Annotated in this window: 26 protein-coding genes; 18 read left to right on the plus strand and 8 right to left on the minus strand. The window is 59.3% G+C overall.

Going from position 1 to position 26969, the window contains the following annotated elements:
- Positions 1–21 precede the first annotated feature (21 nt).
- From ampC to FHT85_RS20825, 4 genes are all read left to right on the plus strand, one after another.
- Positions 22–1209: a class C beta-lactamase gene (gene ampC, locus FHT85_RS20810; RefSeq protein ID WP_162709688.1), complete on the plus strand. Its 1188-nt coding sequence runs from the start codon at positions 22–24 to the stop codon at positions 1207–1209.
- A gap of 158 nt (positions 1210–1367) precedes the next feature.
- On the plus strand, positions 1368–1688 hold the full coding sequence (locus FHT85_RS20815; RefSeq protein ID WP_162709680.1) for a hypothetical protein: 321 nt from the start codon (positions 1368–1370) through the stop codon (positions 1686–1688).
- A gap of 48 nt (positions 1689–1736) precedes the next feature.
- Positions 1737–2120 (plus strand): hypothetical protein, encoded by a 384-nt coding sequence (locus FHT85_RS20820; protein WP_112337267.1) that lies wholly within the window; start codon positions 1737–1739, stop codon positions 2118–2120.
- A 397-nt stretch (positions 2121–2517) separates the two neighbouring features.
- Positions 2518–3735, plus strand: coding sequence for an SfnB family sulfur acquisition oxidoreductase (locus FHT85_RS20825; RefSeq protein ID WP_112411295.1), 1218 nt, complete (start codon positions 2518–2520; stop codon positions 3733–3735).
- Positions 3736–3817: 82 nt separating this feature from the next.
- Here FHT85_RS20825 and ftsZ read toward each other — a convergent pair whose 3' ends face one another.
- The 3 genes from ftsZ to FHT85_RS20840 all read right to left on the minus strand — a co-directional run bounded on the left by ftsZ (position 3818) and on the right by FHT85_RS20840 (position 7521).
- Positions 3818–4825, minus strand: a complete 1008-nt coding sequence (ftsZ, locus tag FHT85_RS20830; protein WP_112411418.1) for a cell division protein FtsZ — start codon at positions 4823–4825, stop codon at positions 3818–3820.
- 373 nt (positions 4826–5198) lie between these two features.
- A complete protein-coding gene (locus FHT85_RS20835) occupies positions 5199–6404 on the minus strand; it encodes an acyl-CoA dehydrogenase family protein (protein ID WP_112411294.1) in 1206 nt (401 codons plus the stop codon).
- Positions 6405–6477: 73 nt separating this feature from the next.
- On the minus strand, positions 6478–7521 hold the full coding sequence (locus FHT85_RS20840; RefSeq protein WP_112411293.1) for a substrate-binding domain-containing protein: 1044 nt from the start codon (positions 7519–7521) through the stop codon (positions 6478–6480).
- Positions 7522–7950: 429 nt separating this feature from the next.
- On the opposite strand from FHT85_RS20840, the gene FHT85_RS20845 reads away from it, so the two are divergent.
- The 5 genes from FHT85_RS20845 (at position 7951) to FHT85_RS20865 (ending at position 13991) form a co-directional block, all read left to right on the plus strand.
- Positions 7951–8958, plus strand: coding sequence for a sugar ABC transporter substrate-binding protein (locus FHT85_RS20845; protein WP_112411292.1), 1008 nt, complete (start codon positions 7951–7953; stop codon positions 8956–8958).
- 61 nt (positions 8959–9019) lie between these two features.
- Complete coding sequence (locus FHT85_RS20850; RefSeq protein WP_112411417.1) at positions 9020–10570, plus strand: sugar ABC transporter ATP-binding protein; 1551 nt, start codon at positions 9020–9022, stop codon at positions 10568–10570.
- On the plus strand, positions 10560–11576 hold the full coding sequence (locus tag FHT85_RS20855; protein WP_112411291.1) for an ABC transporter permease: 1017 nt from the start codon (positions 10560–10562) through the stop codon (positions 11574–11576). The genes FHT85_RS20850 and FHT85_RS20855 overlap by 11 nt, the downstream gene beginning before the upstream one ends.
- Before the next feature lie 3 nt (positions 11577–11579).
- Complete coding sequence (locus tag FHT85_RS20860) at positions 11580–12557, plus strand: ABC transporter permease (RefSeq protein ID WP_112411290.1); 978 nt, start codon at positions 11580–11582, stop codon at positions 12555–12557.
- A gap of 36 nt (positions 12558–12593) precedes the next feature.
- Complete coding sequence (locus FHT85_RS20865) at positions 12594–13991, plus strand: LLM class flavin-dependent oxidoreductase (RefSeq protein ID WP_112411289.1); 1398 nt, start codon at positions 12594–12596, stop codon at positions 13989–13991.
- A 49-nt stretch (positions 13992–14040) separates the two neighbouring features.
- Here FHT85_RS20865 and FHT85_RS20870 read toward each other — a convergent pair whose 3' ends face one another.
- Positions 14041–15078, minus strand: coding sequence for a dipeptidase (locus tag FHT85_RS20870; protein ID WP_112411288.1), 1038 nt, complete (start codon positions 15076–15078; stop codon positions 14041–14043).
- 668 nt (positions 15079–15746) lie between these two features.
- Here FHT85_RS20870 and FHT85_RS20875 point away from each other — a divergent pair.
- The 3 genes from FHT85_RS20875 to FHT85_RS20885 all read left to right on the plus strand — a co-directional run bounded on the left by FHT85_RS20875 (position 15747) and on the right by FHT85_RS20885 (position 17982).
- Positions 15747–16850, plus strand: a complete 1104-nt coding sequence (locus FHT85_RS20875; protein WP_112411287.1) for a helix-turn-helix domain-containing protein — start codon at positions 15747–15749, stop codon at positions 16848–16850.
- A gap of 277 nt (positions 16851–17127) precedes the next feature.
- Positions 17128–17349 (plus strand): hypothetical protein, encoded by a 222-nt coding sequence (locus tag FHT85_RS20880; protein WP_112337277.1) that lies wholly within the window; start codon positions 17128–17130, stop codon positions 17347–17349.
- Between the two features lie 189 nt (positions 17350–17538).
- A complete protein-coding gene (locus FHT85_RS20885) occupies positions 17539–17982 on the plus strand; it encodes a VOC family protein (RefSeq protein ID WP_112411416.1) in 444 nt (147 codons plus the stop codon).
- A gap of 142 nt (positions 17983–18124) precedes the next feature.
- On the opposite strand, the gene FHT85_RS20890 is transcribed toward FHT85_RS20885, so the two are convergent.
- The 3 genes from FHT85_RS20890 to FHT85_RS20900 form a co-directional block, all read right to left on the minus strand.
- A complete protein-coding gene (locus FHT85_RS20890) occupies positions 18125–18496 on the minus strand; it encodes a hypothetical protein (protein WP_181476262.1) in 372 nt (123 codons plus the stop codon).
- Between the two features lie 157 nt (positions 18497–18653).
- The gene (locus FHT85_RS20895) at positions 18654–19079 is read right to left on the minus strand and encodes a hypothetical protein (RefSeq protein WP_246780047.1); all 426 of its coding nucleotides are present in this window, start codon (positions 19077–19079) and stop codon (positions 18654–18656) included.
- A 118-nt stretch (positions 19080–19197) separates the two neighbouring features.
- Positions 19198–20196, minus strand: a complete 999-nt coding sequence (locus FHT85_RS20900) for a LacI family DNA-binding transcriptional regulator (protein ID WP_112411286.1) — start codon at positions 20194–20196, stop codon at positions 19198–19200.
- A 168-nt stretch (positions 20197–20364) separates the two neighbouring features.
- Here FHT85_RS20900 and ltnD point away from each other — a divergent pair, with 168 nt between their 5' ends.
- The 6 genes from ltnD to FHT85_RS20930 all read left to right on the plus strand — a co-directional run bounded on the left by ltnD (position 20365) and on the right by FHT85_RS20930 (position 25925).
- A complete protein-coding gene (gene ltnD, locus FHT85_RS20905) occupies positions 20365–21273 on the plus strand; it encodes an L-threonate dehydrogenase (protein WP_112411285.1) in 909 nt (302 codons plus the stop codon).
- Between the two features lie 3 nt (positions 21274–21276).
- A complete protein-coding gene (gene otnK, locus FHT85_RS20910) occupies positions 21277–22551 on the plus strand; it encodes a 3-oxo-tetronate kinase (RefSeq protein ID WP_112411284.1) in 1275 nt (424 codons plus the stop codon).
- The gene (gene otnC / locus FHT85_RS20915; RefSeq protein ID WP_112411283.1) at positions 22548–23198 is read left to right on the plus strand and encodes a 3-oxo-tetronate 4-phosphate decarboxylase; all 651 of its coding nucleotides are present in this window, start codon (positions 22548–22550) and stop codon (positions 23196–23198) included. The genes otnK and otnC overlap by 4 nt, the downstream gene beginning before the upstream one ends.
- Positions 23199–23200: 2 nt before the next feature.
- Complete coding sequence (locus tag FHT85_RS20920) at positions 23201–23965, plus strand: hydroxypyruvate isomerase family protein (RefSeq protein WP_183774283.1); 765 nt, start codon at positions 23201–23203, stop codon at positions 23963–23965.
- A 200-nt stretch (positions 23966–24165) separates the two neighbouring features.
- Entirely contained in the window at positions 24166–25152 is a 987-nt protein-coding gene (gene denD, locus FHT85_RS20925) for a D-erythronate dehydrogenase (RefSeq protein ID WP_112411281.1), read from the plus strand.
- Positions 25149–25925, plus strand: a complete 777-nt coding sequence (locus tag FHT85_RS20930; RefSeq protein ID WP_112411280.1) for an SDR family oxidoreductase — start codon at positions 25149–25151, stop codon at positions 25923–25925. The genes denD and FHT85_RS20930 overlap by 4 nt, the downstream gene beginning before the upstream one ends.
- A 57-nt stretch (positions 25926–25982) precedes the next feature.
- Here the strand turns inward: FHT85_RS20930 and FHT85_RS20935 are convergent, their stop codons facing one another.
- On the minus strand, positions 25983–26945 hold the full coding sequence (locus FHT85_RS20935; protein WP_112337285.1) for a S1C family serine protease: 963 nt from the start codon (positions 26943–26945) through the stop codon (positions 25983–25985).
- Positions 26946–26969: the final 24 nt, after the last annotated feature.

Here is a 26969-nt window from a genome sequence, read left to right on the forward strand (position 1 = left end):
AATGAGGATATCATCTTGAATATACGTACCAGTTCTTTGCAGAAGCTCGGCTTCGTCGCCAGCTGCCTTTTCTATGGCGTCGGCGCACACGCTGCCGACGGCAATGATCAAGATCGGCTGGAGCGGGCCGTCAACGAGATCGTCCGCCCGCTGATGAAGGAAAACGATGTGCCGGGCATGGCGATCGCGCTGACCGTCAAGGGCAAGCGTTATGTCTTCAACTACGGCGTCGCCTCGAAGGAGAGCGGCCAGAAGGTGACGAACGACACGATCTTCGAGCTCGGCTCCATCAGCAAGACCTTTACGGCGACGCTCGGCTCCTACGCTCAAGTCCGCGGAAAACTGTCCTTTTCCGACAAGGCGACGAAATATATGCCGGAACTTGCGGGCAGCAGCTTCGAGAGGATCAGCCTGCTCGATCTCGCCACATACTCGGCAGGCGGTCTGCCACTGCAGTTTCCCAGCGACGTGACGGATCAGGACAAGATGGTTGCCTATTATCGCAAATGGCATCCCACCTTTGCGCCCGGTACGTATCGGCAATATTCCAATCCCAGCATCGGCCTTTTCGGTCACCTGGCAGCGCAGGCCGTCGGAGAGCCGTTCGATAAGCTGATGCAGGAAAAAATTCTTCCTGGTCTTGGCCTCCGTCACACCTATGTCCGCGTTCCATCGGCTGAGATGGCCAATTATGCCTACGGCTATTCCAAGCAGGGCAAGCCCATCCGCGTCAACGGCGGCGTTTTCGATACGCAGGCCTATGGCATCAAGACTACCAGCTCCGATATGCTTGCCTTTCTTGAAGCGAATATGGGCGAAGCAAAGCTCGACGATAAGCTTCAGCAGGCAATCGACGCGACGCATGTCGGCTATTACCGCGTCGACAACACGACGCAGGCGCTCGGTTGGGAGATCTATGCCTATCCAACGACGCTTGCCCGGCTGCTTGCCGGCAATTCGTCAGACATGGCATTTGAGCCCCATAAAATCACCCGGCTCGACCCGCCTCAGCAGCCGCGCAAGGATGTCCTGCTCAACAAGACGGGCTCAACGAACGGTTTTGGCGCATACGCGGCCTTCATACCGGCTAGACAGGTCGGCATCGTTTTGCTTGCAAACCGGAATTTTCCGATCCCCGCGCGCGTCGCGGCAGCCTACAAAATCCTGACAGCCGTCGAGGACATGCTGGGATCCAATGCGGTCCAGTAAAGAGCTGTTATGAGGATTTAATTGCTTCAACAAACGGCCGGCCTTGCGAAGTATCGAGGCCGGCCACCGTCATTTATCGATTGCCGGAAGACCGTCGCGCGGCAACATCAGCTTGGGAGGCTTCCGTTCCGTTGAAGAATTCCTGCAGAAGGCGGGTAATGCGCTCTGGTGATGTACCCTTTGCATATTCTTCCTGCATCCGGCGTCTGACCAATATTTCTAAGACTGACATGTCTTTCACCTCATATATCCGGCGCAAGGAAACTGTCGCTCTCAATGGCGCGGGAGGCAAGTTACAGTTTTTTCATGATCTTAGCGGCGCGACCGAAGAAGCTCTGATCTTGCCAACATCGCATTTCACCCCAAGCGGGGTTTACCGAAGCGTGATCAATCTGCCACTTGCCAAATCCCGGCTCATCGTAGAATTGAAAGCGGCCAATCGGTCGGTTGTTTGCGCTTCCTTAACTTCCGTGCTTTAGCGGGCCACACCCCGACCATTGGATGATGTCGCCTGCAAGGAATGAATAATGCCCATAAAAAAAAGCTCCGCCTCTGACGTTTTCCAGCGCAAGATTTCAGATTTTTGCGATCTGCGGCTCAAGCCGCTGCTTCAGCCGCGTAGCTTCGAGAATATCAAAGGCTTCATGATCGGCCTTATCGTTTTCCAATCGCGCCCTCCTCTCCGGGCAGGACGTGTGGATTTCCAGGAAATAGCCTCTCTTTGCGGCATGGACGAGGAAATGAGCCCCGAGTTCAAGCGGGCTGCCCAGCCCGGCTTCGATGCGATTCTTCGCTGGCTTGGGGCGCCCAAAACCAGCACGGCACGGAAGCCCCCTGTCGCCACGAAGCTCCCTTTAAGAGTTCCCGCCAAGCCTATTTCTGCACGGCCTCTGCGTCGTATGGCTTCCTAAAATGAACTGCGTACCGGCCATGATGGCCGGTACGTCGTTTATCTGCCCCGTCGGCAGAACACAAAACCCCACACAGCTTCGAGTACCGATCCAATCGGCAACGCCTGCAGGCAGGACGCAGCCCCATCTCGTCCGCGACCGGGCTTGTTCCGACGCGACGAGTGGTTGGCGTCCGCCGAATGCTTTGAAGACCGGCGAACCGGGCGTCGACAGCTGGGTAAGATTGGCGAGACTGTGGATGCTTACCAACGTGGATACACCTTCAGGCAGCAATTGACCATCAATTCTATAGAGAAAGGAATGAAGAAGCGACGACCTCTTCAAAAATGAAATGCCTTTTCTCGAAGACCGGCGTTGAATGCGGCATCGTGGCGCCAAATGAAATCGGAGCCCGCCCATGAACGCGCAACTGCACCATATTAACGCCACGCATCCTGAGGCCACCGTGCTGGAGACCGAACAGCAGGCGCTGGCCGTCGCGCAGGAGCTGGCCCAGCGTTTTGCCGCCACCGCCTCGGAGCGTGATAGCGAGAGGCTGCTTCCCTTTGCCGAGATGGATGCGCTGGCACAATCCGGGCTCTTGGCAATTACGGTTCCCGAGGAGTATGGCGGCCTGGATGTCTCCAATGCCACCCTGGCGGAGATCACGGCGACGCTCGCCCAGGCCGACGGTTCGATCGGACAGATCCCACAGAACCACTTCTACATTCTTGAAGCCTTGCGCGTCGATGGTTCGGAAGATCAGAAGCGCTATTTCTTCGCGCGCGCATTGGCCGGCGATCGCTTCGGCAACGCTCTTTCCGAGCGCGGCACGAAGACAGTCGGGCATTATGATACGCGTATCACCCGCGATGGTCCGGGCTATCGCATCAATGGTCGCAAGTTCTATTCGACTGGCGTTCTCTTTGCGGATTGGGTCACCGTCTTTGCGCTTGACGAAGTCGACAAGCTGGTCATGGCCTTCGTCCCGAAGGGAACGGAAGGCATCGAAATCATTGACGATTGGGATGGCTTCGGGCAGCGCACGACCGGCAGCGGCACCACGGTCCTCAACAATGTCTATGTGAATGCCGACCATGTCGTTCTTCACCACAAAGGCTTCGAACGGCCGACGACGATTGGCTCCGTCGGTCAGATCATTCATGCGGGCGTCGATCTCGGCATCGCTCGGGCAGCCTTTGCCGAAACGCTTGATTTCGTGAAGACCCGATCGCGCCCCTGGATGGATAGCGGTGTAGAGCGGGCGAGCGACGATCCGCTGACAATCGCCAAGGTTGGGCAGATCGCCGTCCGGCTGGAAGCTGCTACCGCGACCGTCGAGCGCGCCGGCCGCAAGGTCGATGCCGCCCAGGTCGAGACAACAGAAAAGAGGGTGGTCGAGGCGACGCTCGCGGTAGCGGCCGCAAAGGTGCTGACAACGGAAATTGCCATCGAAGCGAGCAACACCTTGTTTGAGCTCGCCGGCACGGCCTCGGTCAAGCTCGATCTCAATCTCGATCGCCACTGGCGCAATGCCCGCACGCATACGCTCCACGATCCGGTTCGCTGGAAATATCACGTCGTCGGCAATTATCACCTCAACGACGTCATCCCGCCGAAAAACGGCGCGCTTTAACGGATAGACGAAAGCCCCGTCGCCGGCGACGAGGCTTTCACATAATCAAAGGCACAGATCCACAGCGCCATGCTGAAGCCAATTAGTGCCGATCCATATTGGTTTCCATGGGCTGACCGGCTGACATCGCGAGACTTTCCAGACCGGTTGCAACGACCGATACCCTGAATACCCCGTCGAGAGTCTTGTCGAAGATGGCACCGACGACGATATCGGCATCCGCAAAGACTTCGTCGCGGATGCGGCTGGCGGCCTCATCGACCTCGAACAGCGTCATGTCCGTTCCGCCGGAAATGGAGATGAGCACGCCGCGCGCGCCCTTCATGCTCATGTCGTCCAGAAGCGGATTGGAGACTGCGGCATCTGCCGCTTTCAATGCGCGGCCCGGCCCTGAGGCTTCGCCCGTTCCCATCATCGCACGTCCCATTCCCCGCATCACGGATTTGACATCGGCGAAGTCGAGATTGATGAGACCTTCCTTGATGATCAGGTCCGTGATGCAGCTGACCCCCGCATAAAGGACGCGGTCCGCAGTCACAAAGGCGTTTGCGAAGGTGGTCGTGGCGTCCGCAATGCGAAACAGGTTCTGATTGGGAATGACGATAACGGTGTCCGCACTTTCGCGCAGTCGCTCGATGCCCTCGTCGGCCGTGCGCATGCGCCGGTTGCCCTCGAACGTGAAGGGCTTGGTGACGACGCCGACCGTGAGGATGCCCGCCTGCCGCGCGACCTGAGCGATGATCGGCGCGGCGCCCGTACCGGTGCCGCCGCCCATTCCGGCCGTCACGAAGCACATGTGCGTGCCTTGGAGATGATCCATGATCTCATCGATGGATTCCTCGGCGGCGGCTCGTCCGATTTCCGGCAGGGAGCCTGCACCGAGGCCCTCCGTCACCTGTGCGCCAAGTTGAATGCGCCTGGTCGCTTTGGACGTCGCAAGCGCCTGCGCGTCTGTATTTGCCGCGATGAATTCAACGCCCTGAAGTTGTTGCGCGATCATATTGTTGATCGCGTTGCCGCCGCCACCGCCGACACCGACGACAGAAATCTTCGGTATCACCCCGGAAAGTGGTGCGCGCGCGTCAGCCATGAAGGACTCCATTGGATCGATTTCATTCTCAATCGAGATCGCCTGCCCTTCTGGAGGTTGAAAACGATTCGTGAGCGAAGAGATCCTAATGAGGAACGTGTGCGGATTGCGGCATGCACCGGCAACCCTCCACAGAATAATGAGTTGAGCACAGGATTTGTAAGCCGGATATTGAAACATCAATCATCCAGCATTGAGTAAAGGCCACAATCGGCGAGCCTGCTTGAAGCTGTGGTGTGTTCCAACCCTGGCCCACACCACACCAGATATAAATGACGCTGACCGATCTTGAGTACAGGTGGAGTCGGCACCAGCGCAGCGCAGATTATGAGCCTATGCCCTTTTTAGACTGCGCCACGCCCTCGCCCCCGTGTCAGCTGTAGAGACTGACTTCGGGAATCCGGTCGTTCAAAACGAATTCGCCAACTTCCTTGGCCTTGTAGAAAACCGGATCGTGCAGGGTGTGCGTCCGCACATTGCGCCAGAAGCGGTCGAAACGATATTTCTCCGCGGTCGAGCGGGCTCCGGTGAGCTCGAAGACGCGCGAGGTGATATCGAGCGAAACATGGGTCGCATGCACCTTCGCCGCATAGGCTTCGGCTGCCGCCTCGCCACGCTCGCGCGCCGTTGCCCTGCTTCCTCTCGCAAGCGCCTCCTGCACCGTTGCCGCAGCGCTATCGGCCAGCGCAGCGGAAGCCTTCAAGGCCGCGGTGAACTCGCCGACACGCTCGAGAATATAGGGATCGTCCGATGCACGTTCGACGCCGGATGTGACCCACGGTCGAGTCGTGCTGCGGACATAGTCGACCGCCTCTCGCAATGCGCCTTCAGCCGTGCCGAGATAGAAGTTCACGAAAACGAGCTGAATGAGGGGTGTGTTGAAGGTTGCGAGCACCGGCGCTTCACCGCCGACGGCTGCTGCCCTGTCCAGATCCTCTTCATAGACGGGAAAATCGTGGAATTCGACGCTGCCGCTGTCCGACAGTCTCTGGCCGAAATTGTCCCAATCGTCATTGGCCTTGTAACCCGCCCGATTGGTCGGAACGGCAAAACCGACGATCCTGTCATCAAGGGCGGCATTGGCGTTGATGTAATCCGACACGTGAGCGGCTGTGGAGAAGGATTTGCGGCCGTTCAGAACATAGCCATTGCCACGGCGCGTCAATACGAGGCCCGGATCGCGCGGATTGACGGCAGCACCCCAGTAGAGGCTGTTTGCCACCGTCTTGTTGCCGAGCTCCTGCGCACGCGCCTCCTCGAAGGCCCAATAGACATATTGGCTGTTGACGTAGTGATAACCGAGAAGCTGGCCAATGGAGCTTTCGCCGCGCGCAAGGATGCGCACCAACCGCAAGCCATCCACCCAATCGAGGCCGCCGCCGCCAACCTGCGCAGCATGCAAGGCGTTCAGCAAGCCCGCATTCTTTAGCTTGACGATTTCGCCGAGCGGTGGACGACCTTCGCGATCAAGTTCTGGAGCGCGCTTGGAAAGATCGGCGGCAATCTCTTCCGCTCGGGCAAAAAGGTCTTCCCGCGTGGCGTTTCGACTGCCCGCAAAGACGACGTTGGACTGACTCATTATATGAACTCCGGTTCATGGACGTAGTCCGGCGAGATTAAGAAATTCTCGCCAGCAGATCGCGGACAGCTGCTTAGAAAAGCTTCTCCGGTATCCAGCTGGCGGTTACCGCGTCGCTTGTGTTGAAAGCAGGAACTTTCTTGGCCAGTTCCTCGATCGTCCGGACATTGGCGGCACGAAGTCCCTCCTGCGTCAGCAGCGTCGGCTTAACGGTGATCTGATGCGGAACCTCTTGGCCCGCCACCTGCAAAGCGGCGGCTCGGATGGAAACCGCACCGACGACGGCTGGATTGGTCGCCACCGTCGCAACCCACGGGCTATCCGGTTCGGTTATTTCCTGAATGTCGGCCGTCGATACGTCAGCAGAATAGATCTTCAGCCTGCCCGTGATGCCGAGATCCGTCGCGGCAAGCTTCACGCCGCGCGCGAACTCGTCATAGGGTGCGAAAACGACTGATATGTCGGGATTGGCCGTCAGCGCCGCCTTTGCCTGATCCGCAGTCGAGGTCGCCGTCGTATCGCTGACATTGCCGAAGCGAGCCTTTTCAACAACCCCTGCATTCTGCTTCTTGAAAGCGTCCCAAACCTCGTTGCGGCGATCGAGCGGCGCAAAACCGGCGACATAGACATAACCTGCCTTGAAGCTGCTGCCGTTGTCCTTGACGGCCTGCTTCAGGGCAAGATCGGCAAGCTCATGATCGCTCTGCTCGACCTGGGGGATCTTGGGATTGTTGAGGTTGACATCGAAGGCAACGACCTTGATGCCCTTGTCGAGCGCCTGCTGAACGACATCGCCGAGAGATTCCGGCAGGCCGTGATCGATAACGATGGCGGAGACACCAAGATTGATCGCCTGGAGGATCTGTTCGCGCTGCGCAGCCGCATCCTGGCGGCCGGGGAAGACGCGCAGATCGATGTCGAGCGCCTTTGCCTGAGCTTCCGCGCCGGCCTGATAAGCCTGGAAGAAGTCGCCGGCCGATATGTAGCTGATCAAGGCGATCTTCACGCCGCCCTTATCAAAGGGGGCGGGAGCGCCACTCACACCGCCAGCCAGCGCAGCCTGCGTAAGAAGAAGAGGAGCAACGGCCGTTAGGGCAAGCCGTGTGAGAAATTTCATTGTCGCGATCCTCACGATCAATCGGAAGCGTCGTCTGACGGAATGATGACCCTGCGACGCATGCAATTATTTAGATATAAACTCTATGTTTTTAGTAGATTAAATCATCTGATTTTACCCGCCTTCGGAGATTCTTTGTTCGCGACGGGAAGGCTTGGCGGCAAGGGCTTGCCTAAAAGATCGCGCAATCTCGCGGGCAGTCTACGCGGGTCTATGGCTGAGGGGCGATAGACCGGCATTCGAAAAAGTGACCATAAAGCTAACGATCATTACGCGGGCTGTGGAAACCCGATCTGTACATTAGAAAGGCAGATGACGGAAATTTCCCATGCACCGTCAGTTTTGGAAAAACGTTCCTCCCTTAAATCATTTAAATCTACCTATTTTATATTCTATTGGCATTTATGAATTGCTGGAGAGGATGCTTTCATGACCAAGGGACAGACGACGGGCCTCGGACGCCGGGATATTCTTAAACTGACGGCGGTTGCCGGAACGGCGCTCGCGGCTTCGAGCATTCTGTCGAAGACCGCCGTTGCTGCCGACGACGCATTGTCGTTGAAAGGCAAGCGGATCGCTATCAGCGCGACGGGAACCGACCACTATTTCGACCTGCAGGCCTACAATGCGCAGATTGACGAGGTGAAACGGCTGGGCGGCACGCCGATCGCCGTCGATGCCGGCCGCAACGACGGCAAGCTTGTCTCGCAGCTTCAGACGCTGATTGCGCAGAAGCCGGACGCCATAGTCCAGATCCTCGGCACGCTGAGCGTCATCGACCCCTGGCTGAAGAAGGCCCGCGACGCCGGCATTCCCGTTTTGACCGTCGATGTCGGCTCGACCAATTCGATTAACAACACCACATCGGACAATTGGGGTATCGGCAAGGACCTGGCGCTGCAGCTCGTCTCCGATATCGGCGGCGAAGGCAATGTCATCGTCTTCAACGGCTTTTATGGCGTGACGCCCTGCGCAATCCGCTACGACCAGCTCGTCAATGTGGTCAAATACTTCCCGAAGGTGAAGATCATTCAACCAGAACTTCGGGATGTCATTCCGAATACGGTTCAGGACGCCTTCACGCAGATCACCGCCATCCTGAACAAATATCCGGAGAAGGGCTCAATCAAGGCGATCTGGTCGGCCTGGGACATTCCCCAGCTCGGCGCCACACAGGCGCTCGCGGCCGCCGGACGTACCGAGATCCGCACCTACGGTGTCGACGGCAGCCCGGAAGTGCTGCAACTCGTTGCGGATCCCAATTCGCCAGCCGGGGCCGATGCAGCCCAGCAGCCGGCAGAGATTGGCCGTACCGCGATCCACAATGTCGCCAAGCTGCTTTCGGGACAGACGCTGCCACGCGAAACCTATGTTCCTGCCCTCTTGGCAAACAAAAGCAATGTCGCCGACGTGATCAAGACGCTCGGCATCGGCTGACGTGCAAACCGGCGATGCGGATTTTCCCGCATCGCCTCTCGAAAGGCGAAGGGCCTCTTTCATGACCGCAGCCGAGCATGCGACCAAAGCAGACAACGAGTCGCACATCCTGCGCTTCGACGGCATCGTTAAACGTTTCGGCGGCGCGCAGGCGCTGGCCGGAGCGTCGCTTGCCATCAGGCGCGGCACCGTCCATGGGCTTGTCGGCCAGAACGGAGCGGGCAAATCCACCTTGATCAAGCTGCTGGCCGGTCTGCACACCCCGGATGAGGGACGGATCGAGATCGAGGGGCAGGTCTATGAGCGCCTGACGCCGCATCTGTGCGAAGAGCTCGGCATTCATTTCATCCACCAGGATCGGCTGCTGGTCCCAACCTTCACTGTCGGAGAATCACTTTTTCTCGGGCGAGAGACCCGCCTCGGCAAGACACCGTTCCTCGACCGCAGCGCCATGCAGCGGCGGGCCGCGGAACTCCTTGCCAATTATTTCGGCGTCGATTTGCCGAAGAACGCGCTGATCAGCGAACTGTCGACAGCGGAACGGCAGATCGTCCAGATCACCCGCGCGCTGCTGCACAAGCCGAAGATTCTCGTTTTCGATGAGCCGACCGCAGCGCTGGTGCGTCAGGAAGCTGAGATCCTGTTCCGCCTCATCCGCCGCCTGCGCAGCGAAGGCGTGACCATTATCTACGTCTCACATTATCTCAATGAAATCGAGGCCTTGTGCGATGATGTTACGGTTCTGCGCAATGGTGTCGATGTCGCGTCTCTGAGGGCAAGCGAAATCTCGGCAGGCAAGATTGCCAACCTGATGGTCGAACGCGATATCGCCGACATGTTTCCCAAGCGGCAGGTCGAACTAGGGAATGAGATACTCAGAGTCAGGAATCTCTCGGCAACAGGCCGCTTTCACGATGTCGACTTCTCACTGCATCGCGGCGAGATCCTCGGCATTACGGGCTTGCTCGGCTCGGGGGCAAAGGATCTGGTTCGCACCCTCTTCGGGTTGCAGGCGGCAACAGGCGGGACGATCGATGTCGATGCGCGTGGCCTGAAGCTGCGCACCCCGGTCGAAGCCGTCAATCGTCAGATCGCCTTGGTGCCGGAGGATAGGCGCGGCCACGGCGTAGGTCTGGAGCTCAGCGTCCGTGAAAACATTACGCTGTCGAGCCTTCGCCGGTATACGCGTTTCGGCTTTCTCAACCGCAAGCGGGAAAGCGACGACACCGACGAGCTGATCAAGCGGCTGCAGATCAAGACGGCTGGGCGCGAGGCACTGGTGCGGACACTCTCAGGCGGCAACCAACAGAAGGTGGCGATTGCCAAATGGCTGAGCCGCCATTCGGAAATCTACCTACTCGACGAGCCGACCGTCGGCGTCGATATCGGCTCGAAGGTCGAAATCTACACTTTGATCGGCGAGCTTGCCGCCCGCGGTGCCGGCGTAATCGTGCTGTCTTCGGATCTTCAGGAGCTTGTCGGCATCACCGACAGGATCCTTGTGCTGTTTCGCGGTCGCGTGACGCGCGAACTCATCTCCTCCGAGACGACAACGGACGAAGTTCTGTCGGCATCGACCGGTGCCTTGGAAGGATTGCGCCATGTCGGCTGACGTTCAATTTGCCTCCCTACCCGAAACTTCGACGACAAAGGCGTCGCCGGCCAGCGGCAAGCCTGCCGCCGCCTTGCGCTTCGGTTCGCTGCTTGCCTTTGCAGCCATTCTGGTGATTTTCGCGGCGACGGCGCCCTATTTTCTGACGGTCGGCAATATCGGCAACGTGCTCGGACAATCGGCCATTTCGGGTGTTCTCGCCATCGGCCTCACGATCGTCCTGATCGCCGGCGGCTCCAATGTCGTCACCGGCGGCATCGACCTCTCGCTAGCCGCCAATATGGGGCTTAGTGCAGCAGTTTACGCCACCCTCATTCAGCTTGGCTTTAGCGATGTGGTCGCCGCGGCGGCGGCGCTGGTCACCGGGCTGGCGATCGGCGTCGTCAATGCGCTGGCGATCGTTTTTGCGGGCATTGTGCCGTTGCTCGCGACGCTTGCCGTGATGAATGTGGTCGCGGGGCTGGAGCTGGTCCTGACGCAGAATACCGTGCTTCCGGCCTCGACTGACCTTCTCACCGCACTTTCATCGTCGGACGGGTTTGGCATTCCGATCCTCGCCTATGTGCTGATCGGCTTTACCATCGTCGCGACGGCGATCGTGCAATTCACCCCGCTTGGTCTCAGGCTTTATGCCGTCGGCGAGTTTCCCGAGGCCGCACGCGCCGCCGGCCTGCCGTTGAAGGGCCTCGTTGCGGGAGCGTTCGTAGCCAGCGGGTTCTGCGGTGGAATCGCTGGCATCCTCTCCGTCGCCTATCTCAGCGGCAGCACCACCGGCTCCGGCGAGATGCTGCTTCCCGTCGTCGTCACCGCATTGCTCGGCTCGGTGTTTTCCCGCCGGCTCGTGCCGACCATCGGCGGCACGCTGATCTCGACGCTATTTGTCGGCTTTCTCATCAATGGCTTCCAGTTGCTCAATCTGCCGAGCACGCTGGTCAGCGGCGTTCAAGGTCTTCTGATCCTCATCGTAGTTTCGGCCACCACACTGCTTCGCAAACGGGAGATCTGAACCGTGATCACTGCCATTGCCCCGACACGGTCATTCGCTGGCCTTGCCCGCTATGGGCTCATCGTCGCCCTTGTGCTCGTCTTCTCGCTGTTTTCGACCGTGGCGCCGACATTTCTCAGTGTCGGCAATCTGCAGAGCATTCTCGTCAACAACTTCACTCTGCTTGCCATTGTCTCGATCGCCATGACTTTTGCCGTTGCAGCCGGCGGCATCGATCTCTCGGTCGGGACGGCCGTCGATTTCGCGAGCTTTGCCTTCGTCTCCGGCATATTGGCTGGTCTACCGGTGCCGCTGGCCGCCCTAGCGGGCCTTGGCGCGGGCGCATTGGTCGGCGCCTTCAATGCCATCCTGATTTCGGCAATCGGCGTATCGCCATTCCTCGCAACGCTCGGAACGCTATTCATCGGCCGCAGCATTCAGCAACTCCTGACGGATGGCGGCAATCCGGTCTATCTGCCGCCCTCCGGTGTTCCCGCAGCATTCCGCTTTATCGGGCATGGAACGCTTGTTGGCTTTCCGGTGCCGCTTCTGATTGCGGCCGTCATTATCGCCGCAGCAGCACTGTTATTTGCCCGCATGCGCTTCGGCCGCGTTGTGCTTGCGATCGGCATTCAGCCGCGCACCGTTCGTTATTCGGGCATCGGTCTCGCAAAGCATGTCGCTGTGACCTTTATCCTTGCCAGCACGATTGCCGCTTTTGCCGGCCTGATCCTGACAGCGACCGTGACGGTTTATATCCCCTCTTCCGGCAACGGCTTCATGCTGAACGCCATTGGGGCCACTTTCATCGGCACGACCTTTTCGTCGCTGGGGCGGCCGAACATCGCCGGCACGGTGCTTGGCGTTCTGCTCTTGAGCATCGTCGCCAACGGCCTGCTGCTGACGGGCCTGAACTTCTACTGGCAGCAGGTCGGCACAGGCCTGCTGATCTTCGCCGTGCTCGCCTTCAGCTTCGTCAACAAGAAAGCGGTTGGCGCCTGAGCGCCGACCGAACGATACAATCGCAGGAATAGCAAGATGACACGCGAAATCAGGCTCAATGCCTTTGACATGAACTGCGTCGGACACCAGTCACCAGGCCTCTGGCGCCATCCTCGCGACAAATCCTGGACCTACAAGCATCTCGATTATTGGGTCCATCTGGCGAAAACGCTGGAGCGTGGCAAATTCGATGGCTTGTTCATCGCCGACGTGCTTGGGGTTTATGACGTCCTAAACGGCAACGTTGATGCGGCCTTGCGCCATTCGGCGCAGGTGCCGGTCAACGATCCGCTGCAGCTCATCCCAACCATGGCCTATGAGACGGAGCATCTCGGTTTCGGCCTGACGGCTTCGCTCTCCTTCGAGCATCCCTACACATTCGCGCGGCGCATCTCGACGCTCGATCACCTGACGAAGGGACGCGTCGGCTGGAACATCGTGACCTCCTATTTGAACAGCGGTGCCCTCAACATCGGCCAGTCTGCGCAAACGCAGCATGACGACCGCTATTCCCTGGCCGAGGAATATCTCGAAGTCTGCTACAAGCTGTGGGAGGGTAGCTGGGAAGACGACGCAGTCATTCGCGACCGCGAGAGCGGCATCTTTACGAGACCGGAAAAAGTCCATCCGATCCGCCATTCCGGCAAGCATTTCAGTGTGCCCGGCATTCATCTCAGCGAGCCGTCGCCGCAGCGTACCCCCGTGCTTTACCAGGCGGGCGCCTCCAGCCGCGGCAAGGATTTCGCCGGTGCACATGCCGAATGCATTTTCGTCGCGGCACCTTCGAAGGCAGTCCTGAAGCGCTATGTCGCCAATGTTCGCGAGGCAGCCGAGCGCATCGGGCGCAATCCCCGCGAAATCCTTTCCTTCAATCTACAGACGGTGATCCTGGGCGAGACCGATGCCGAGGCGCAGCGCAAGTTCAACGAATACCGTCAATATGTTTCGCTCGAAGGGGCGCAGGCGCTGATCTCCGGTTGGACCGGCATCGATTTTGGCCAATTCTCGCCTGACGAGGTGCTGCGCCATCGCTATACCAATGCAGTGCAATCGGCCGTCGAGACCTTCACCACCATCGATCGGGACAAGGAATGGACGGTGCGCGAAATGGCCGATTGGGTCGGCATTGGCGGCTTCGGCCCGGTCTTTGTCGGCTCGCCACAGACGGTTGCCGACCTGATGCAGGAATGGATCGAGGATACCGACGTCGACGGCTTCAATCTCGCCTATGCCGTCACCCCCGAAAGCTTCGAGGATGCCGTCGATCTTCTGGTGCCGGAACTGCAGAAGCGCGGCGTCTACAAGACCGAGTATCGCACAGGCACCTTGCGCGAGAAGCTTGGCGGCAGCGGACCCCGGCTTGCAGCCCCGCATCCAGCGACCGGCTATCGCAATCTTGGCGAAGCCAACGCTCTTCCCAGACGCGTCGGATAGGCTTTAGACAAAGGTGCGTGCCTTTGGCTGAGACGGGACAATTCCCGTCTTAGCCGCCCCATGTCTGTTCGAGGACTCGAAGCCAGTTTTGATGCGCGATCTTGGCAAGCGAGGGAGCGTCAAACCCATGCGCGCGCAAGGCGTCGATCAGCTTCGGCAGGCCACTCGCATCACCGAGCGCTGCCGGAATGGTCGTACCATCGAAATCGGAACCCAGCGCGACATGCTCGATGCCGATGCGCTCTGCAATGTAAGCAACTTGGCGAACGAGGACTTCGAGAGGCGTATCGGTGTTCCTGACGCCATCGTCACGCAGGAACAACACGCCGAAATTTATACCGACCAAACCGCCGGTATCGCGGATGGCGTCAAGCTGCTTGTCGGTCAGATTGCGGCTGTGCGGGCTGATGGCATGCGCGTTGGAATGCGAGGCAACTAGCGGCGCATTCGACAATTTGGCGATATCCCAGAACCCCTGCTCGTTCATGTGCGAGAGGTCGATCATGATCCTGAGCTCGTTGCAGGCGCGGATCAGATCTTTGCCGGCGTCGGTGAGCCCGGGGCCAATATCCGGCGTCGAAGGAAACCGGAAAGGCACACCATAGGCAAAGACATTGGGGCGGCTCCAGACAGGTCCAAGCGTGCGCAAACCGGCCTGATGCAGGACGTATAGGGCATCGAGATCGGCCGCGACCGCCTCCGCGCCCTCGATATGGAAAACGGCGGCGAACTGGCCTTCGGCAATCGACCGCCTGATATCGGCGGCCGAACGGCAAACCTTTACGGCTCCTTGCGACCGGGCCTCGATCGCAAGCAAAAGCCGCGCCATGGCCAGGGTTTCGTTCAGCGCGTCCGGCTGGGCGGGCGTCGCAAAATCGGCATTTCCAGGCTTCGGCTGATCCGGCGAAGGGATGAAGATGGCGCAGAGCCCGCCGGCAAGACCGCCACGACGCGCGCGAGGCAGGTCGATATGTCCGGCAGCTTCGCCGTTCAGGAAAGCATCGATGGAATTCAAGCCGCCGCGACGCAGCCGGAGCAACACGTCGTTATGGCCATCGAATACGGGAATTATTGAGGATTCGGTCATGTCTCATTCCAAACACCGCAGTTGCTATCTGCCTAGGCAAGCTTGGCGGAATGGGCAACTGCAAATTATTCATAGCTCTGCAAAAAACGAATTGGCCGCTCGCAAGACACCTGGCTAAAAACTCCTGCGAAAGTAAGATGGGGTGGAAGCCATGTCAGGTCGAGTGCAATAAAAACAGATAGTGTTGCCTTGAGCGTTGCAGAGGGCACGCATTGAGCGATTTGCGCTTTCGTTTCAAGCTCCTGGAATGGAGACGCCGACCCTCTGTCGCGTCGACCAGCAAACGCATCTGCACAGATCGATGCGAACTGGTGCCATATATTGGGACAAGTGAAACGGGAATATTGATTTGCCAACCCGCAAGACTTGCCTTTTCGAAAATGCGCAGCAAATGAAAACCGTATTGAGGTGAAAAAACCCGGGATAAGGCCAGGATCGCCGCGTATCGGCTCGCTGAAAAGAGCAATTCATAGCAAGTTTCGGGCATATCCGATGGAAGCAGGCAGCAGGAACCTGTCGGTATGGCGGATGGAGAGTTGACAGCGATGCTTATCTTCCGCCCGACGGCATTCGGAGAGACTTGATTGTCTGATTTGCGACGCGAAGACCGATCCCAATCCGCGTCAGACGAGGCGCAGGACGAGTCATGGCGTGGCGATAGGAAATCCATGCAGTCCGAACGGCGGCGCTTTCCGCGGCCGGAGAAGGCAGCGACGGAGGGCGCCCTGCCGCCGCCAGCCTTGCAGCCGTTGAAATTTTCGACACGTGGTATGGAGCCAGGCGATCAATTTGCCGCTTGGCAGACCTATGTCGCTCCCTTGGCCGACGTACGGCTGCCGGACAATGCCTCTCCGGAAGCCGGCTTTCCGGCGGACCATACAGCATGGAATCTGGGCGGCATGCTTGTCGTTCAGCAGGATGCGCCGCCTCACAGTTACATGCGCTCGCAGGCGAAAGTGAAAGCCAATCACGTCGATCACTGGCACATTTCCGTATTGTCCAGCGGCCGGACGTGGACGGAAGTCGATGGCCATGTTCTGGATGGCGAGCCAGGCAAGGTGGAATTGCGTTCGCTAGGACACCCTTTTCGAGGGCGCTCGACCGAGGCGAAGGTCCTCTCGCTCTTTCTGCCGAGGGCGTTGTTGCTCGACGTTCCCACACCGGTAGAAATCGAGAACAATATTGCCCTCTCGGGCGTCTTCACCAACATGCTGATCGAATTTCTCGATAGCGTCGAACACAATCTCGCGCGTCTTGCAGCCACTGATCTGCCCCATGTCGTACAGACGGTGCGCAACATGATCGTGGCTGCCATTTCGACCTCAGCGGCTCAATCGACCGGCACAGAACAGCATAGCGCCCTCGCCCTGACGGAACGGGTGCGGCGGTTCGTCGAAGCCAACCTGATCTCGGGCGATTTGACCGCCGAACGCATATGCCGCGAGCTTGGCGTATCCCGCACCAGGCTCTATCAGATATTTGAACAATATGGCGGCGTGCATCACTATATTCAGCGCCGCCGTCTCCTGTCGGCGCATGCGGCTCTCAGTGATCCCGCCAATCGCGAGCAGATCGTCGACATCGCCTTTGCCGTAGGTTTCTCCTCGGCGGCGCATTTCAGCCGGGCATTCGGCAAGGAATTCGGCTATAGCCCTCGCGAAGCCAGAAACCTTACCATCCCACGCTATGTCGGACAGATCATCTCACCGGCGCCGTCCGGCAACAGCCACTCTTTCGACGAATGGCTGAAAACCCTGGGCTATTATCATTAGACAATTCTGCATAGCGGGCTTCAAAATCTCCTGAATGAAACGCAGTCGAATGACTCCGATGCGCGGCGTCCCGTCGCGCCCATCCATGCACAAGCGGAAACACCGCACTTCAGCAATCGCGAAAATGGACGCTGCTGCAAGTTTCGGGATGCATGGCTAACGACACCCGATAGGTAAACCATTAAAAACGAAAGGGAATACTAGCTCAGACACCAAAGCCCCAATGTTTGGTGAATGTACCCTGCGTCCATCGGGGCAAGCTTTAGGGAAAACAGCAATGGTATCTACTCGCCAAACAATAGAGATCAGCAAGCCCCAGCATCCCGTCACTGATTCATACCGCGCGGTCGAGCGCGAAGAGGTCCTTGAACTGGCCTTTCGCGATTTCGTCCAAACGGTGGTCGCCGCCGGCTGGAATGAGCCTGAGGTTGCTTTGACCTTGGCCGATATTGCCGACGACTACGTGATGGCTCTCGCCGGTAGAGTTGCGGAGAAATAGTGTTGCGGCCTCCGTCCGCGCTCCGCAGGGGTGAGCACGAACGGTAAGAAGCAACTCTTCAGCATGCCGCCGGCGGCACCGTTCCATAAGAAGCGGGTCATCGGCGGCATGATTTTTTATTCGGCGAACGGCAGGCGCAGCTCCTTTATGCCAATCGCCATCCATCCAGGATTTGACGAAAGCGCTACGATGAAGGTCAGGCAGCATCTTTGGTTTCGCCGGGATATGGAAAGAGCGATAGAGCTCTATACGGCGCTTATCCCTGGTTCGTCCGCCGGATGGATCTCGAACATATTGACCGATCAACCGAATGGACCGGCCGGCAGCGTAAAATTCGCGGGCTTCAAACTCGGAAACCGTTCCTACATGGGATTCGAGGCTGGGCCATTCGACTACCTGGAGCATAATTCTTCGGTCACCGTCGAGTGCGCGACGGAAGACGAGGCAAGCCGTTTGCGTTATGCGCTGGGGAAGGGTCGCCCGGATGATCGCGGCGGAGTGACAGATCCCTGGGGCATATATTGGCAATTTCAGGTCAAGTCACCAGCTGCCGATGTTGGAACATCAGCCAAAGCTCAACCGGAACATGACGGCGATATCGTTGCCGCAAAACCACGAGCCGCCGCAGCCTGACGCCCGAGTGAAGCAAGATCATCGGAAAAATGATCGCCGCTGGCGGCATATGCGCCAACTTCAGCTAGTCGAAAGTATGCCCTGCCGCGAAGCAAGCGGAGGCCGATCCAGGCTCGGCTCCGCTCACATGCTGACTTGAGCGTCAGTCGATAACCGGGCAGCCGCGCCGATTGGCGAAGACCATGCGGTCGGGGCCGCCGTCATTCCAGCCGCGGACGACAATTCGGCGCCCGTTGCTATCAACCGAATCGATGCGGCGGAAGCCTTCCGCGCGCGCAGCGCGCATCAGGTCACGTCTGTCACAGCCCCGATCGCGGTCCCAACCTCTGTCGCGATCCCAACCACGATCGCGCGGCGGCCCTCTCCAGTCGCGACCTTGATCGCGCTGCCAGGGCGGCGGTGCATAACCGTCGTCGCCGCCGTAATACTGAGCCGATGCCGCAGAGGTCATCAGCTGCAACGCGGCCAATCCGACCACGGCGACACGCGAGATCCGTACCAAACCTTCAAGCATTTTCCTTACCCCCAATTTCCTGTCTTGCGGATAAAAATAGAGATACGCCGATTCGCATGAACTCTGCCTGAACACAGCCAGAACCAAATCGCGCGCCGTGTCACACGGTCGCGCGAGCTTCGGATCGGCGCCGATCCGGCGTTCGGGTGGACAACATCTATTGTGACTTGGAACCTTTGGATGCGAAAGAGGATGATGTGCCATCGCGGCGTGGACGCGAAGCCACTTGCGAAAGCCGCGCATCCCCATGCCAGTCGGTGATTGCCGAATGAACGGATTGGGAAAGAAGCATCGCCCCTGCCAGGCAATAGAGCAACACAATGATGGCCGTTTCGACGATCAGCGGCAGAAAGGCAAAACGAGCGCTGGGGTTGTCATCCTCTTCGGGGAGCAGATCCGGCAACCCAAGCATCATCGCCGTCAGCGGCGAAGTCAGGATCGCGAGGAAAGCGGCGCTATGAATCCACAGGCGCAAACGAGGCAATTTTCCCGCCATCCAAAAGGCTAGAAGCGGAGCGCCGATATTGCATAACAAGCCAAGCGAAACGGCGAACTCTATCGGCAGGATCGAATCGTCATGCATGAATTGCCAACCCTTCAATGCGGCACAGATTAGTGCCGCGCATCCGAAATGACAACTTTCTCTTGCGCTGCTCCTGTCCCTGCAGTCTCCAAAAGACGATGCCGTCTTGACCTAAATCTTAACCGTCAATTCCCACGATCGTCGGCTTGAACACTATTGTTTTCCGCATCGGTTCCCGGCCTATCCCGACTGCTTGGCGCACCAATTGCGCCGCAGCCTCACCGATAGCGCGCCGGGGCGAGCGCGAGGTTGCGATCGGCGCGGGCAAGGAATTGACCAGATCCAGCCCGTTGAAGCCGGCAATCAGCATTTTATCAGGAACCGCAACCCCCAGTTCCATGCAGGCAAACAAGCCGCCGCTCGCCATATCGTCATTGGAATAATAGATGCAATCGAGGTCTGGTACCGCCGCAAGCAACGATGTCGTGAGCTGCTTTCCGAGCGCGATCGAGGAAAAGACGTCATCGGTCCGCTGCCCGGCAAACCCAAGGCCATGCGCATGCAGGACGCGCTCGAAGCCGGCCTTTCGCTTGCGCGCGCGCAGATCTCGAGCCAGGGCACTGCCGACATAACCGAACCGTCTTCGCCCGGCCGCAATCAACGCTTCGGCCATATTCTCTCCCGCCGCACCATGAGACAATCCGACATTGAAATCGATCGGCGTGCCGTCGAGATCCATGAGCTGGATGACCGGAATATTGGCGTGGCGGAGCAACTCCACCGTCTCCTCCGGTTGATCGAGCCCGGTGACGATGATGGCGCAAGGCTGCCAGGAGAGCATGTCGCGGATGATCTCGCGCTCCTTTGCCATGTCATAGTCGGATATGCCGAACACGGCTTGCATGCCGGAACCATCGAGCCCGGCGGAAATACCGGCAAGTACCTCTGGAAAGACGATGTTCGACATGCTGGGAACGACGACAGCGACTAGGTTTGTGCGTTGCGAGGACAAGGAGAGCGCCAGCCTGTTGCCGACATAATTCATCCGCGTTGCCGCTTCGATCACCCTGTCACGCGTTTCGCTGGAGACGTCGGCTACGCCACGCAAGGCGCGCGATGCCGTCATCTTGCTGACGCCCGCCTCGATCGCGACTTCCTCCAGAGTGGGTTTGCGCATCCCCAAGCAACCCTCGATGACCCATAGCGGCTGGCACGATGCCGCTCTTCTTCATAGAATGTTTCCGCGAAAAGGCAAACATCAGCCTATTGACAATTCCGGGGAAAATAAAGCTATGTTACCGATACCGGTATCGGTAACATAGTTGAAAATAGCAGAGGTAGCACCGTGCAGAACACGAAGAAGGCAGCCATTATCGGCCTGGGGTCCATGGGCTGGGGCGCTGCTCTTTCCCTTCTGAAAGCGGGCTTTGCCGTGCGCGGCTGCGATGTTCGCAGCGAGGTCCTCGCCCGTTTTGCAGAGAACGGCGGTACGCCCTGCACGACGCCGGCGTCAGCGGCAGAAGATGCCGACGTGATCCTCGTCTATGTCGTCAACAGCAAGCAGGTCGAAGACGTGCTTTTCGGCCAGGACGGCGCGCTGAAGACCGCACGGCCCTCCACCGTGTTCCTGCTCTGCACCACCATGGCCCCGAGCGCCACGATCGCCATTGCCGAAAGACTGGAGGCAGCTGGCATGCTCGTCATCGACGCTCCCGTCTCCGGCGGCCATGTCCGTGCGCTTTCGGGTGAGATTACCGTCATGGCATCCGGCATGCCCGAGGTTTTCGATAAGGCATCCGCAGTGCTCGAGGCTATCTCCGCCAAGGTATTCCGCCTCGGGGATCGCCCCGGCGCCGGCTCGCAAGTCAAGATGATCAACCAGTTGCTGGCCGGCGTGCATATTGCCGCAACGGCAGAAGCCATGACGCTTGCCGCCAAGGCCGGCATCGATCTGAAAACGCTCTATGACGTGATCTGCGTATCCGCCGGCTCGTCGTGGATGTTCGAAAACCGCGGCGAACACATCGTGTCCGGCGATTATACGCCGCGCTCGGCGGTCAATATCTTCGTCAAGGACCTCGGCATCGTTACATCCGAGGCCGGCAAAGCGGGTGCCGTCACTCCGCTCGCAACAACGGCGCTCGATCTCTTCGTCGAAGCATCGGAGGCGGGCCTGGGCCTGGAGGATGACGCCGCGGTTGCGAAGATTCTGGCCGCCAGGAGCGGCGCCAGCCTGCCGGGCGTTAAGGGGTAGGCCATGACACTCCTGCTTGGCTGTATCGCGGATGACTTTACCGGAGCGACCGATCTTGCCGCGCTGCTGGCGCGCGGCGGACTGCCCGTTTCGCTGCGGATCGGCATTCCGCAAGACAGACGCTACCCGAACGAGACGGCGGCTTTTGAAGTCATCGCCCTCAAATGCCGGACATCGCCGGTCGAGGCCGCCGTGAAGCAGGCCCGGCAAGCACTGAATTGGCTCAAGGAAGCGGGAGCGAGTCGCTTCTTCTGGAAATATTGCTCAACATTCGACAGCACGGCCGAAGGCAATATCGGTCCGGTCGCGGATATGCTGATGGCGGAGACCGGCGCGACCCAGGCGATCCATTGCCCAGCCTTTCCGGAAAATGGGCGTAGCATCTTCATGGGTCATCTTTTCGTCGGCGAACAGCTTCTGTCGGAGAGTCCGATGAAGGACCATCCGCTGACGCCGATGCGCGATTCAAGCCTTGTACGGCTTCTGATGCCGCAGGTGAATGGCGCTGTCGGCCTTGCCAACCATAATATTGTCTCGAAGGGAGCGGAATCGCTGAGAGCAAAGTTGGCACAACTCGGCAACGACGGCATTCGGCATGTAATCGTCGATGCTGTATCCGACGACGATCTTCGAACGATCGCAGCAGCATCTTTCGACATGCCGCTGGTGACAGGCGGCAGCGCGATTGCCGGCCAGCTTCCGCAATTCTACATGGAGGAAGGTCTCGTCAGCCTTTCCGAACATCGACAGGCACTGCCAAAGATCACCGGCGGTTCGATCGTGCTCTCCGGTAGCTGTTCTGCCATGACGCGGAAGCAGGTTGCCAATTACGCCGGCAAGGTCGCCAGCCTGCGGCTCGATCCGATCGCGCTTGCAGAGGAAGGCCCCGGTACCGCGCTGGAATGGCTGCGCCAGCAATCCCCCGACGCGCCGAAACTCATTTACGCCACCGCCGAGCCTAATGAAGTGCGGCAGGCGCAAGAACGTTTGGGGCGGGACAAGGCAGGCAAAGTGGTCGAGGACGCTCTTTCCGTGATCGCCCGCACGGCCTTCGATTGCGGCACGCGCCGCTTCGTCGTTGCAGGCGGCGAGACGTCCGGTGCAATCACGCAGGCGCTCGGCGCGGCGCATCTGACTCTCGGGCCGGAAATCGCACCCGGCGTGCCTTGGACTTTCACGACCCTTGGAGGTGAAACAGTCGCTCTAGCTCTAAAATCCGGCAATTTCGGCAAAGAAACCTTCTTTGCGGACGCTTTCGACCGATTGGAGACGGCATGAGCGAAGAAGCGAACTTGCGCGAACAGATATGCATGATGGCCAAGTCGCTCTACGACCGCGGGCTGACCGCCGGTTCTTCGGGCAATATTTCGGCACGCCTCAGCGACGGCAGGCTTTTGGTGACGCCGACGGGCAGTTCCTTCGGGCGCCTCGATCCGGCACGCCTCTCGCTATTCGACGACAAAGAGCGTCTGATCGGCGGCGACAAGCCGACCAAGGAAATGCCGCTGCATGCCGCCTTCTATGAGACACGGCCGAAGAAGACGGGCGCCGTCGTTCATCTCCATTCGAGCCATTCGGTGGCCCTCTCGATCCTGCCCGGCGTCGATGTCGACAACATGCTGCCGCCGTTGACGGCCTATTCGATCATGAAGCTCGGCAAAGTAAAACTCCTGCCCTATTTCATGCCGGGCGACCCGGCGATGGGCGATGCCATTCGCGGACTGGCCGGCAAGCGCAGCGCCGTCATGCTGGCGGCACATGGACCTGTCGTTTCTGCGAAAGATCTGGAAGCGGCTGTCTATGCAATTGAAGAACTGGAAGAGACGGCAAAGCTTGCCATCTTGACACGCGGGGCCAATCCTTCGCTGTTGACGGAGGCGCAGATCGCCGATCTCATCCGCACCTATGATGTGGAATGGGACTGACCATGACGCGCTTTTCGGCCAATCTGGGTTTCCTATGGCAGGAGCTTTCCCTTCCCGACGCTATCCGCGCCGCCAAGCGCGCCGGCTTCGATGCGGTGGAATGCCATTACCCCTACGACACGCCCGCTGAAGCCGTGCGTCAGGCATTGGAGGAGACTGGTCTTTCCATGCTCGGCCTCAACACCGCCCGCGGCAATATCGCGGCCGGTGACAATGGACTTGCCGCCGTTCCGGGCCGCGAGGATGAAGCCCGTCGTCTCATCGATCAGGCGATCGATTATGCAGCGGCCATCGGCGCGCGAAACGTGCATGTGATGGCGGGCAAGGCCGCCGGCGACGAGGCACGGGGCGCTTTCATCGCCAATCTGCGTTATGCCTGCGAACGCGCTGACAAGACGGGGACGACGATCCTGATCGAGCCGCTCAACTATCGCGATGCGCCAGGCTACTTCCTGCAGACTGCCGATCAGGCACTCGATATCATAGCCGCGATCGATGCCGCCAACCTCAAGCTGATGTTCGACTGCTATCACCTCCAGATCATGCAGGGCGACCTGACCCGCAGGCTGCAGGATCATATGGCGGCAATCGGCCACATCCAAATCGCCGCTGTTCCGGATAGACGGGAACCGGACCACGGGGAGATCGACTACCGTCATATTCTGCAGTTCCTGGAGAAGCTTGGCTATGACAGGCCGATCGGCGCGGAATATCGGCCGGTAACCACGACGGAGGCAGGGCTCGCCTGGCTGCAGGCATTCAAATAAAAGGTGATTGGCATCCTCAATGCCGGATGGCCATCAAAGACATTTGCTCGGGATCGATCCCGAAGACTGATATCAGTTTGGAGTGGTTCAGCTTTTCATTGAATCCTTGAGCCGCTCCGTCTGCTTGTTTTCTCGCAATTCCGGATGGAAAACCGCTAAGCACTTTTCCGGGAATTGCTCTATTGGGAGGAAAATCCAATATGCATGTTTTGATCCTGGGCGCTGCCGGCATGGTCGGCCGCAAGCTCGTCAACCGCATCGCCGACGACCCAACGATTCTCGGCAAGGCTATCGATCACCTGACGCTGGTCGATGCCTTCCAGCCGCCGTTGCCGGAAGCGCTTCAATCCATATCAAAAGCCCTAACGATCGATCTTGCGAGCCCTGGTGTTGCGGAAAAGCTCATCGAAGACCGTCCGGATATGATCTTCCATCTCGCCGCCATCGTTTCGGGCGAGGCCGAGGCCGATTTCGACAAGGGATACTCCGTCAATCTCGACGGCACGCGGGCACTCTTCGAAGCCATTCGCCAGCAAGGCCTGAAATCGGCCTATACCCCACGCGTCATCTTCGCCTCTTCCATCGCCGTGTTCGGCACCCCCTTCCCCGATGTCATCGGTGACGAATTCCTGACCGCGCCGCTGACGAGCTACGGCACGCAGAAGGCAATTACGGAACTGCTGCTTGCCGATTATTCACGCCGCGGCATTTTCGATGGCATCGGCATCCGACTGCCGACCATCTGCGTGCGCCCCGGCACTCCCAACAAGGCGGCCTCCGGCTTCTTTTCCAACATCCTGCGTGAACCGTTGGTCGGCAAGGAGGCTGTTCTGCCCGTCAGCGATACGGTGCGGCACTGGTTTGCAAGTCCCCGCTCCGCCGTCGGCTTCTTCGTGCACGCCGCAACGCTCGATACGGCGAAGGTCGGGCCGCGTCGCAATCTCACCATGCCGGGACTTTCGGCGCTTGTTTCTGATGAGATCGATGCGCTCCGGCGTGTCGGTGGCGACAAGGCGGTTGCGCTCATCCGCCGCGAGCCGGATCCGATGATCGAGCGCATCGTTTCCGGTTGGGCGACACAGTTCGACGCCAAGCGTGCGACCGATCTCGGTTTCAAGGCCGAACAGAGCTTCGACGAGATCCTGCGGGCGCATATCGAAGATGAACTGGACGGGAGGGTCGTATGACGCAGGCATCATCGGATGTAAAAAATGCGATCGCGTTGGTGACTGGTGGCGGCACGGGCATCGGTCGAGCCATCGCCAAGGCGCTCGGCTCGGCAGGCTTCAAGGTCGTCATCTCAGGACGCAGGGCTGACGTTCTAGAAAAAACTGCCCGCGAGCTTGCCGAGGAGACCGGAACGGAATTTCTTGCGGTTGCCGCCGATGTCAGTGACCCCTCATCGGTCCGCAGCCTTTTCGATATGATCGCCGACCGCTATGGCCGCCTCGACCTTCTGGTCAACAATGCCGGCATGGGTCTGCCGGCCGTGCCGATGGAGGAGCTGAGCTTCGAGCAATGGAACGCCATTCTCGGTGCGAACCTGACGGGCGCGTTCCTCTGTACGCAGCAGGCATTCCGCCTGATGAAAGCCCAGGCGCCGCAAGGCGGCCGCATCATCAACAACGGTTCGATCTCAGCGACGACACCGCGGCCGCATTCCGCACCCTATACGGCCACGAAACATGCGATCAGCGGCCTGACGAAATCGACGGCGCTCGACGGTCGTCCCTTCGACATCGCCTGCGGCCAGATCGATATCGGCAATGCCGCCACCGACATGACGGCGCGGATGAGTGCCGGCGTGCTGCAGGCAAATGGCGAGACCGCAGCGGAGCCGACGATTTCGGCAGAGCATGTTGCCCGCGCCGTCGTCTATATGGCAACCCTGCCGCTCGACGCCAATGTTCTTTCCATGACTGTAATGGCAACGAAGATGCCGCTTGTCGGAAGAGGATAAAAGAGAACGGCAGCACCGCGAGTGCAATGCTGCCGTCTCAAGGATTAGCACCATTCGTTAGATGGCAGGTCGTGCCGAAGGCTTGACCTGCCTTCGCTCGATCAGGCCGGCAACGCTGAAGATCAAGACCTCGATCTCCATGCCGATCTTGTCGCCATCAAGTAGCCTGACGACATCATCTATGCCGGAGACGGCGTGTCCATCGATGGCAAGCAGGTAGTCACCCTCCTGCAAGCCGCCTTTTTCGGCCGGACTATCCTTCTCGACACGACGCAGACGCACGGCGGTCGAATGTGTGACGCCGGCCTCGAGCGCGATGCGCCGATGCAGCTCGACCGTATCAGCGGCAATGCCGATATAAGCACGCCGGACATGGCCGAAACGCAGGATTTCGGACACCACATGCTTCGCCGTATTAGAGGCGACCGAAAACGCGATGCTCTGGGCGCCCTGAATGACGGCGGTATTGACGCCAATCACTTCGCCGGCGGAAGAAACCAGCGGACCGCCGGAATTGCCGGGATTGAGGGCGGCATCCGTCTGAATGATATCTTCCATCAGCCGACCGCTGGCCGCGCGCATCGACCGGCCCAGCGCCGAGACGATGCCGGCGGTGACGGTCCATTCGAAGCCAAGCGGATTGCCGATGGCGATCGCGATGTGACCACGCTTCAGCGATTTGGAATCGCCAAGTCGCGCCCAATTGCCCGGCCAGTCGTTGGCGCGAATGAGAGCGAGGTCGGTATCCGGGTCGCGCCCAAGCACCCTGCCCTCAACGGTCGCCCCTTCCGGGGTCTTGATGCGTACCGCCTTGGCATCGTCGACGACATGATTGTTGGTGACGACCAGGCCATCAGGCGAAATGGCAAAGCCCGAGCCATGTCCGGTACGGCCGCCCAAACGCTCGATGCGGCTGACGGCCGGACCGACGAGATCGACGGCACTCGATACCGACTGAGAATAGGCATCCAGCAGCCCGGCATCGGATGACGGCTGGATGTCGCGATCAATAAAGCCCATGAAAACTCCTCCGACGCGGACGCG

This window comes from Rhizobium sp. BK312 (assembly GCF_014193605.1).
Lineage (GTDB): Bacteria > Pseudomonadota > Alphaproteobacteria > Rhizobiales > Rhizobiaceae > Rhizobium.